Origin of the sequence: Saccharomonospora saliphila YIM 90502, from assembly GCF_000383795.1 — a bacterium.
GTDB lineage: Bacteria > Actinomycetota > Actinomycetes > Mycobacteriales > Pseudonocardiaceae > Saccharomonospora > Saccharomonospora saliphila.
Genome location: NZ_KB912600.1, coordinates 9967 through 14182 on the forward strand (window position 1 = coordinate 9967; position 4216 = coordinate 14182).

The 4216-nt window shown below is 69.5% G+C and carries 2 protein-coding genes; both read right to left on the reverse strand.

Going from position 1 to position 4216, the window contains the following annotated elements:
* Positions 1-28: 28 nt before the first annotated feature.
* Complete coding sequence (locus SACSA_RS0100680) at positions 29-1588, reverse strand: glycosyltransferase family 87 protein (RefSeq protein WP_019812684.1); 1560 nt, start codon at positions 1586-1588, stop codon at positions 29-31.
* A 104-nt stretch (positions 1589-1692) separates the two neighbouring features.
* Complete coding sequence (locus tag SACSA_RS20880) at positions 1693-4122, reverse strand: transglycosylase domain-containing protein (protein WP_083940107.1); 2430 nt, start codon at positions 4120-4122, stop codon at positions 1693-1695.
* Positions 4123-4216: the final 94 nt, after the last annotated feature.

Sequence of the window (4216 nt, forward strand, 5' to 3'; positions counted from 1 at the left end):
CACGTCCGGGTGCGCGTGGCCCGGCGGGTCAGCGGCGCCGGGCGCGCGCACCCGGACGGAACGGGGGCAGCACCAGCGCGTCGGGAGCCCGGTCGAGAACACCTCCGGCGGGGTCGTCGTCCCCCATCGCGCGGACGGGGTCTGCCGAGGGCCGGTAGATGTCGCGCAGCACGAGCACGCACAGCACCACCACGGCGAGATCGCGGACCACGACCGTGCCGAGGAACCAGTCGGCGGGCAGCCCCTTGTCGTCCACTCCGAGGTAGTAGTACATCCGGGGCACCCACACCAGCGCGTCGATCACCATCCAGGCGAGCAGGGCGCGCCACCGGGGAACGGCCAGCACGGCGAGGGGCACGAGCCACAGGGAGTACTGCGGGCTCCACACCTTGTTCGTCAGCAGGAACGCCGCCACCACGAGGAAGCACAGCGGCGCCAGCCGTGGTCGGGTCGGCGCGGTGAGCCCGACGTAGGCCACCGCGGCGCACAGCGCGAGGAACAGCGCACCACTGACCGTGTTCAGCCAGCTCGGTGCCTGCCCGGGGCCGAGGGGACCGTCGAACCCGGCCCAGCCGGTGAAGTGCGAGATCACGTTGTAGAGCGAGTCCGGGTCCATGTCGCGCTCGGTGTTGAGGCGGAAGAACTCCGACCACCCCTCGCGCAGGAACACCATGAACGGCAGGTTCAGCACGCCCCACGCGCCCGCGGCGGCCAGCGCGGTCTTCCCCCACGCGCGCAGCCGCCCCGCCCGCAGGCACACCACGAGCAGGGGGCCGAGCAGCAACAGCGGGTACATCTTCGCCGCCGCGCCGACGCCGAGCAGCGCTCCTGCGAGCGCGGGCCGCCGTCGTGACCAGGCAAGCAGCGCGCCCGCGGCGGCGGCCGTGGCGAGCGTGTCGAAGTTGGTGAAGGCGTGAACCACGGCCAGGGGCGAGATCGCCACGAGCGCGGCGTCCCAGATCCGGCGCCGTGCCGTTCTGGCGACCGCCCACACCGTCACCAGCCACGCGCACGCCAGGAAGAACGCCGTGATGTTGAAGTACACCGCCACCGGCAGGGCGCCCGGCAGCCAGCCGGCCTCGGCGGCGCCGGTCCATCCGTGGGTGAGTTTCGCGTTGACCCACTGGAACAGTCCCGTCAGCACGGGATACTCCATGTAGCGCACCTGCTCGTGCGCGGTGCCCGCGTCCTCCACCCAGCTCGTCGCATACGGGAACGTGTCCGGCTTGTCCAGTCGCTCGGCGGTGTAGAGCGGGACGATGTCCGAGTAGCACATCGCGACGTACTGCCGGTCCGAGCGCCAGTCCAGCGCGAGGGAGCCGTCGTCGGTGGCGTACTGCTGGATACACGCCGCCTTGCCGAACCAGCCCGCCGTCAGGGCCAGCACGGCCAGCAGCAGACACACCCGCAGCGGGGTCCAGAACCAGTGCCTGCCGAGCACGGCGTGCGTGCCGAGCGGGCCGCCGACCGGGCCACTGGCCGCATCGGCGAGCGGTTCGGTCCACGTCGGTACCGTGCGCCGGGTCGCGTCCAGCGACGCGGTGTCGGGGGTCACCGCCGCGCGCGGGTCGTGATTATCGCCGGACACAGCGCGAATGTTACGTCCCGCGCCTGTCGGCGTGCGCGGCGGTGAGCACAGGAGCGCCGACCGGGCCCGGTGTCAGCTCGGTGACGTCGGGCCCGGTCCCGGTGTCAGCTCGTCGGCTCCTCCGTGCCACGCACGTTGTTGCCGTTGCCGTTGCCGTTGCCGTTGCCGTTACCGGGCTCGTCACCGTTGCCGTCGCCTTGGTCCTCCTCGTCGTCGTTCTCCCACGGCCAGCCGGGCCGGTCCGGCTCCGACGGGATGCTCATGTCGTCGCTGTCCTCGGGGGAGCTGCTTTCGGTCTGACTGGTGTCCGAGGTTTCGGTGGTCTCGGAGGTCTCCTCGGTTTCGGAGGTCTCCTCGGTCTCTTCCGAGGGGGTGGCGTCGTCGGTCACCGGCGGGGCCGTGCTGGGCGGCGCCCCGATCGGTTCGACCTCCTCGAAGCTCTCGCGGGGCTTGCCCTGCAGATAGGAGTCCATGAACTTCTTCCAGATCTCGCCGGGCAGGCCGCTGCCGTAGATCTGGGCGCCCGCGGCGGTGCGGATGGGTTCGTTGCCGCCGGTACCGACCCACACCGCGGTCGAGATCTGCGGGTTGTACCCCACCATCCACGCCTCGGAGTTCTCGTTGATCTTCGCTCCGCTGCCGTCGTCGTACTGGTGGGTACCGGTCTTGCCCGCACAGTCGCGCTCGTCCGCGCACGTCAGGTTCGACCGCGTGAGCACCGGTTCGAGCGACTTGGTGACGTTGCCCGCGATCTGCTTGCTCTTCTCCGGGTCGCTGGAGAAGGCGGGTTCGCCTTCCGTGGCGACGTCCGAGGTCTCGTCGAAAACGACCTCCCCGTCGGAGGTGGTCACCTTGGCCACGAAGTGCGTGTCGTGCCGTATGCCACCCGAGGCGAAGGTGGCGTAGGCCGATGCCATGTGGGTGGGTGAGACCACGTTGCCGCCACCGCCGATGGAGATGTTGCCGTCCGGGGCGGGCATGGTCTCGCGGCTGTTGACGCCGGAGCCCTTCTCGGGAATGCCCGCGTCGCGGGCGGCGTCGGCCACGGCCTTCGGGCCCACGTCGTTGAGGACCATGTCGTAGAACACGGTGTTGATGGAGCGCTCCATCGCCTCGGCGACGGTGCACTCCGGGCACTGGGTGTTCTCCGAGTTGTACACCTCGACGTCACCGAACGTCCTCGGTGAACTGCCGTCGTAGACCTCGCCGAGTCCCTTGCCCTTGCGCAGCAGCGCCACCAGGTCGAACGGCTTGAACGACGAACCGGGGTTGCGCTGGGCGCTGGCCCAGTCGTACTCGTTGACCCCCGGTTCGTAGGGACCTCCGTAGTACGCGCGCACGGCGCCGGTGTCCGGGTCGACGGCCACGAGCGCCTCGTTCAGCTTCTCCGGCTGACCGTCCATGACCTCGGTGACGGCCTGACGGGCGAGCTTCTGCGCCCGCTCGTCAATGGTGAGGTAGACCTTGTAGCCGCTGGCGTGGAGCTTTTCCTCCGGATAGCCCTTCGCCGCCAGTTCGGCCTTCACCCGCTGCTGGATGAAGCGCTCGGGGCCGCTGATGGTGTCCGGTTTCGACTGCTCCAGCGGGATGATGTCCGGGAACTCGGCGGCCTGGCGGTCCGTCTGGGAGAGCCAGTTGTTGGCCACCATCTGATCGAGGACGTAGTTCCAGCGCTGCTTGACGACGTCGAGGTTCTCCGAGCGTCCGGGCTGCTGGATCAGCCCGGCGAGCATCGCGGACTCGGACGCGTTCAGTTCCTGGGCGTCCTTGCCGAAGAACGACTGGGCGGCGGTCTGGATGCCGTACGCGCCACGGCCGAAGTAGATGGTGTTGAGGTAGGCGGTGATGACCTCCTGCTTGGACTGCTCGTTGTTCATCTTGAACGCCTTGGCGATCTCGGTCCACTTGCGCGTCAGCGAGTACTCGTCGTTCTCCGTGGCGACCTTGATGTACTGCTGGGTGATGGTGGAACCACCGCCGACCCCGCCGGTGACCTGGTTGTACGCGGCGCGGAGGATGCCGGTGATGTCGAAACCGGGGTTGGTCTCGAAGGTGGCGTCCTCGGCGGCGTAGGCCGCGTACCGCATCTCGTCGGGAATCTGGTTGTAGTCGAGCAGGATGCGGTTGCCGCCGTCCTGGGGGATGTCGCGGCCCATCTCGGTCTGGCCGTCGGCGTAGTAGTAGGTGACCACCTTGGCCTGGTCCTCCGCGACGTCCTCGGGCGCGGGGACCTCGACCAGGAAGTAGGTGATCGCGAACGCGGCGGCGGGCAGCACCATGAAGATCCCGACGAACGCGTACAGGCTGCGCCGGATGATCTTCCAGCGGCGCTTCCTGCGCTGGGCGGGGCTGAGGGCGGCCTTGCCCTTCTTCTTGCCCCGCGGCGGGTCGTCGTCGAGCCCGGGCTCGTTGACCCGCTGTTCGGCGCGGCCGTCGGGGTCGTAGCCGTCGGCGTCGTAGTCGTCGAGGCCGGGCCCGTCGTAGGCGTCGTAGGCGCCGTCATCGGTGCCGTTGTAGGCCCGGTGCGTGATCAGTTCCGGCTCGCGCGTGTCCGGGCCGCCCGGACGTTCCGGCGGTGAAGTTGACCAGCGCGGCCGTGAGCGGACTGCCGGAAGCCGCGCTGACGTG